Origin of the sequence: uncultured Campylobacter sp. (assembly GCF_937890585.1) — a bacterium.
GTDB lineage: Bacteria > Campylobacterota > Campylobacteria > Campylobacterales > Campylobacteraceae > Campylobacter_A.
In genome coordinates this window covers 1-4,483 of the sequence record NZ_CALACG010000048.1, presented here as the reverse complement: position 1 = coordinate 4,483, position 4,483 = coordinate 1, and the positions used below count along the sequence as shown (strand labels likewise).

The 4,483-nt window shown below is 41.4% G+C and carries 6 protein-coding genes; 4 read left to right on the top strand and 2 right to left on the bottom strand.

The window, feature by feature from the left end; genetic code table 11:
- Nucleotides 1–38: 38 nt before the first annotated feature.
- The 4 genes from Q0296_RS01300 (at nucleotide 39) to fldA (ending at nucleotide 2,874) form a co-directional block, all read left to right on the top strand.
- Nucleotides 39–1,205, top strand: coding sequence for a sugar transporter (locus Q0296_RS01300; protein ID WP_298035789.1), 1,167 nt, complete (start codon nucleotides 39–41; stop codon nucleotides 1,203–1,205).
- A gap of 137 nt (nucleotides 1,206–1,342) precedes the next feature.
- On the top strand, nucleotides 1,343–1,654 hold the full coding sequence (locus tag Q0296_RS01295; RefSeq protein WP_002939277.1) for a DUF2325 domain-containing protein: 312 nt from the start codon (nucleotides 1,343–1,345) through the stop codon (nucleotides 1,652–1,654).
- 3 nt (nucleotides 1,655–1,657) lie between these two features.
- Entirely contained in the window at nucleotides 1,658–2,371 is a 714-nt protein-coding gene (locus Q0296_RS01290) for a hypothetical protein (protein ID WP_298035784.1), read from the top strand.
- Nucleotides 2,372–2,382: 11 nt separating this feature from the next.
- Nucleotides 2,383–2,874, top strand: a complete 492-nt coding sequence (gene fldA / locus Q0296_RS01285; protein WP_298035783.1) for a flavodoxin FldA — start codon at nucleotides 2,383–2,385, stop codon at nucleotides 2,872–2,874.
- A 325-nt stretch (nucleotides 2,875–3,199) separates the two neighbouring features.
- Here fldA and Q0296_RS01280 read toward each other — a convergent pair whose 3' ends face one another.
- Nucleotides 3,200–4,141, bottom strand: coding sequence for an ABC transporter permease (locus Q0296_RS01280; RefSeq protein WP_298035781.1), 942 nt, complete (start codon nucleotides 4,139–4,141; stop codon nucleotides 3,200–3,202).
- Nucleotides 4,134–4,483 (bottom strand): ATP-binding cassette domain-containing protein (locus Q0296_RS01275; RefSeq protein ID WP_298035779.1); only part of this gene is annotated, 350 nt, incomplete at its 5' end. The genes Q0296_RS01280 and Q0296_RS01275, both read right to left, overlap by 8 nt.

The window sequence follows — 4,483 nt, the reverse complement described above, 5'->3', positions numbered from 1 at the left end:
TTTTAATATTGTAGAGGCAAAGTAAAAAGGATGAAATTTTGATAAATATTCATAAAATAGCCTATCTAAGGGTTATCGCGTTAGCTTTTGCAGCTTTTATATTTAATACAACTGAGTTCGTGCCAGTACCTCTTTTAAGCGACATAGCAAAGGATTTTGGCATGAGTACGGCTGATACTGGGCTCATCATCACGATATATGCGTGGAGTGTGACGATACTCTCGCTACCATTTATGCTTTTAACTGCAAATTTAGAGCGAAGGTCGCTACTTTTAAAGGTTTTTATCATTTTTGTCGCTTCTCACGCACTTTGCGCTGTTGCTTGGAATTTTACCGTTTTAGTCATAGCTCGCGTGCTAATAGCCATCGCACACGCCATATTTTGGTCGATCACCGCCTCGCTTGCCGTTAGGGTGGCACCTATCAATAAAAGCTCGCAAGCTCTGGGACTGCTAGCACTTGGCACATCGATGGCGATGATACTTGGCTTGCCACTTGGCAGGATTTTAGGCGATAGCTTGGGCTGGCGTGTCACATTTGGGCTCATAGGAATTTTTGCTGTGGGCGTTGGTGCTTGGCTATATAAAATTTTGCCACTTTTGCCTAGTAAAAACTCAGGCTCGCTAAAGAGTTTGCCTGAGCTTGCTAGAAATGGCTTTTTGATGGTGATATTTTTGCTAACTGCTATCGTTATCAGCGCGCATTTTAGCACTTATAGCTACATCGAGCCATTTGCTAAAGATATAAGCGGCTTTGATGGTAAATTTATAACTATATTTTTGCTTTTATTTGGCGTCGCTGGTATCGTAGCAAGCGTGCTTTTCTCTAAATTTTATAAGCTCATACCAACTGCCTTTACAGCTATCTCAATAGCGATCATTTTAGCCTGCTTGCTGGCGCTAAATTTGATCGCTACAAATGAGACTTTTATGCTAGTTCTTGCCTTTATCTGGGGTCTTGGCATAGCTGGGATAAATATGAGCTTTCAGATAAAGGTGCTAAATTTAGCCTCAAATGCCACGGACGCTGCGATGGCGATATATTCAGCCATTTATAACATCGGCATAGGAGCAGGCGCGCTAATAGGTCATCAAACGATAGTTCATCTTGGCGAGCAAAATATCGGCAACGTTGGTAGCTTTTTTGCAGTGGCTGGGCTTGTCATCTTTCTAGTTGCAGCAGTTAAATTTAAAAAGGCTGAGTAAATTTAGCCTTTTTAAACAACCAAAAACGTTACAAATTTCTACAAATAAGTGATAATAAATATCATAACTAAGAATAATTTTAGCTAACCTTTTTTATAATCGTTATCAGAAAAACAAATAAAAATTAGGAGCTTGTTATGTCAGTTTTAGTTATCGGAGCAGATGAGATAACGCCTATTAAGGCGGTTTTGCATGATTTGGGGGCTGAGAAGATAGAGCACTGGGACGCTAGAAATGAAAACCGCGTAAATCGTAAGCCGATCCCACAAGACACCGAGTGCGTGGTGATGCTCACTAGCTTTTTAAACCACAACACGATGAAGACCATTAAAACTCAAGCAAAAAAGAGAAATATCCCTATCGTTTGTGCTAAAAGAAGCGTTAGTTGCGTATTTTGCGAGTATTGTAAGGTCTTTGGCTTAGATAAGGAATTTGGATGCAAAGAATAATCGATGAAGTTCGGGTTTTTATCAGATATTGGCGAAATAACTCCAAGTATTTTTGCAAAGCTTGATAAGCTTTCACGTGCGAAAATTTTCATCGCACTTTATAATGTTGGCGTTGAAAGCGAGCTAAAGATCCCGCTTTCTTACGCTAAATTTCTAAATTTCAAAGATATTTTTGATGCTAGGATAAATTTCTTACTTCGCGAGAAGTATCTAAGCTTTAAACCCGCTAGCCGCTTTTGCCTGCCCTCAAACATCATCATAAATAGCTACTTAAAAGATGATCTCTCAAAGATCAAATTTATAGCTAAAGAGCCAAAAATGGCCGCTGCAAAGATGATAAAAATGCTTTATGCAAGCGGTAAATTTGAGCTTTGTATCGACGCAGCGCAGATGTTTAGTCAATTTGTTTATGATAAAATACGCCTCCGCCATCAGGACAAAGAGGTCGTGCTAAATGGCGGCGTCATCTCGGTCAAAAAAGATGGCAAAAATTTGCTCAGCGTCATGCCAAGCTTTAAAAAAGTGAGCTTTGATGATATGAGAAATTTAAACGACGATATAGATAGGGCCGTTTGCGCGCTTGGTAGTGAGTGCGAGATGGTTTATATCGTCTGCCCTAGAAATGAGGAATTTAGGCGGCACGTTGAGGTTAGGCACTGCTTTGCAAGAGGGTGCATAAAGCTCGTGCCTTATACGATTATTAGTAAAATTTTTTAAAAAGGATAAAAATGATAGGTATAGTTTTTGGAAGCAGCATGGGAAATACCGAAGATGCAGCAAAACTTATAAGCGAAGGTCTAGGCCTTAAAAACGAGCTTTTAAACGTCTCTGACGTGGATGCGGCAAAGATAAATAGCTTTGATAAGCTCATCCTTGGCACATCGACCTGGGGCAGCGGCGACCTGCAAGATGACTGGGACGCGTTTGACTTTAAAGCGTTAAATTTAAACGGCAAAACGGTCGCTGTTTTTGGCATGGGTGATAGCGAGAGCTACTCAGATGAGTACTGTAACGGCATGGCAAAGCTTTACGATGAGGTCGTAAAAGCTGGCGCAAAGGTAGTGGGCGAGGTTAGCACTGATGGCTATACATTTGATGGCTCTGATGCCGTAAGAAATGGTAAATTTGTAGGCCTAGCGCTTGACGCTGATAACGAAAGCGACAAGACAGAGGGTAGAATTTCAGCTTGGATAGAGCAGATAAAACCACACTTTATTTAATCTAAATTTAGCTAGATCTTCTAGCTAAATTCTCTCTTTAAATTTAACAAAACAAATTTATAAAAAAGGGGTGGCTCACCCCTGTAAAAGTGAGACCGCTAGAGCTTTAACGCCCTTAAAATCAACCTTGCCGCTTGCAAGCGTTGGTATATCATCAACGATGAATATATAGCTTGGCATCATGATAGGAGCAAGGCTACTCTCTTTTAAAATTTGCTCTAAATTTTCAGGCTCTGTGCCACTTTTTACTAAAAGCGCGATCGCTTCGCCCTTTTACATAGCAACCCCTGCGTAGTTTGCTACAAAATTTAAACTTTGCTGTGAGCTATTTTAAATTTACTTTGCCAGTGTGGTCAAATTTGGCATATATCACCACAGAGATAACGATGGTCGCACCATAAATCATACGAGTATAAAATGCATCAAAGCCCATAGCTACGATGCCACTTTCCATTATGCCAATGATTATTGAGCCTATAAGCGTGCCATAGACGCTTCCGCTGCCACCATTTACGCCAGTACCACCCAAAAATATCGCCGCAAAGACAAGGAGCATATATCCATCCCCCTGTGTCGGCCACCAGTTGATAAACTCTAGGCTCAAGATAACGCCAGCTAGCGCGCTCATCACGCCTGTGTTGATAAATAGTAGGTACTTTGCCTTGGCTACGTCCACACCTAGCATTTTGGCGGCCTTTTGGTTGTCGCCAGTAAAGAGTATGCCATCGCCAAATTTATGTCTAAAGATCACTATATAGGTTAAAAATGTGATCACTACGGCTATGATAGACTGAGCTGGGATGCCAAATGCTCGCCCTATCAAAAGCTCTTTTATCGCTCCATCGGCTGTGGCTAAAGAGACAGCTAGTCCGCCGCTAGCCACAGTAGCTAGTCCCCTCCAGAAAAACTGCGTGCCGATGGTAGCTATGATAGATGGGATGCGTGCGTTTACGACTAAAAAGGCATTTAAAGCACCGCAAGCAGCGCCCACGGCCAAGCTTACCACCAGTGAAAGAGCTAGGCTAGAGCTAAATTTAAAGATATAGGCAAAAACAAAGCCGCTTATCGCCATAACCGATGGGAAGCTCATATCAAATTCGCCAGCAATTATGAGCGGTAAGAGCCCAAGCGCCAAAATGGCGATGATCGGTACGCTAACAAGGTAGCTAAAGTATATATTTTTTGATAAAAATACATCTGGAGCAAATGCTGCAAAGACGCCTAAAATAGCAAATAAAATGAGTGTGATGACTAAATTCTTACTCATAAAAGGCCTTATATAGCTCATCTATGCTAGAAATTTCGCTTCTTGGCAGCTCTTTGTGTCCCTTGCCGCCACGCAAAAAGAAAAATCTATCCGCTAGATTAAAGGCTTGATTGAGGTCGTGAGTGATGATGATCGTGCTTAAATTTTGCTCTTTTAGCAACTTTAGATAGTCCATAAAACGCTTGCTCTGATCTACTCCAAGCGCTGTTGTTGGCTCATCTAGTATCAAAATTTTAGAGCGAAAATATATCGCCCTAGCGATCGCAAGTCCTTGTTTCTCGCCACCGCTTAAATTTTTAGCCTTGCTCGTCGCATCTAGCCCAGCACCACCAAATCCTAAAA

What these genes read in the sequence shown, in the direction of transcription:
- Q0296_RS01295 (WP_002939277.1), top strand. Translation starts at nt 1,343, where the DNA reads ATGTCAGTTTTAGTTATCGGAGCAGATGAGATAACGCCTATTAAGGCG.
- Q0296_RS01290 (WP_298035784.1), top strand. Translation starts at nt 1,658, where the DNA reads ATGAAGTTCGGGTTTTTATCAGATATTGGCGAAATAACTCCAAGTATT.
- fldA (WP_298035783.1), top strand. Translation starts at nt 2,383, where the DNA reads ATGATAGGTATAGTTTTTGGAAGCAGCATGGGAAATACCGAAGATGCA.
- Q0296_RS01280 (WP_298035781.1), bottom strand. Translation starts at nt 4,141, where the DNA reads ATGAGTAAGAATTTAGTCATCACACTCATTTTATTTGCTATTTTAGGC.